The 328-nt window shown below is 49.1% G+C and carries 1 protein-coding gene; it reads left to right on the forward strand.

Translation table 11 applies throughout. The features are described 5' to 3' along the window. Positions 1 to 289 (forward strand): integrase core domain-containing protein (locus HK23_RS14005; protein ID WP_143217588.1); only part of this gene is annotated, 289 nt, incomplete at its 5' end. Positions 290 to 328: the final 39 nt, after the last annotated feature.

The following is a 328-nucleotide window of genomic DNA, read 5'->3' on the forward strand; positions in this document are numbered from 1 at the left end:
TATCCGAATGGACAATGGCCCTGAATATGTCAGTCATACGGTGGTTTCATGGGCCGAAAAACAGGGGATTACCCTGATCTATACGCAACCGGGCAATCCGCAGCAGAACGCCTATATTGAACGCTACAACAGAACTGTCCGGCAGGAATGGCTGGAGCAGCATCTATTTGAAAGCATTCAGGACGTGCAGGAAGTCGCAACACAATGGCTCTGGACATATAACCATGACAGACCCAATATGGGGAACGGCGGGTTCACACCCGCCCAGAAACTAAAAGCAACTGTCTAAATTCTCAGTCAGAACCCCATTAAAAAAGGGGGGATTACC

The organism is Acetobacter malorum (assembly GCF_002153605.1).
In the GTDB taxonomy this organism is placed as follows: domain Bacteria; phylum Pseudomonadota; class Alphaproteobacteria; order Acetobacterales; family Acetobacteraceae; genus Acetobacter; species Acetobacter malorum_A.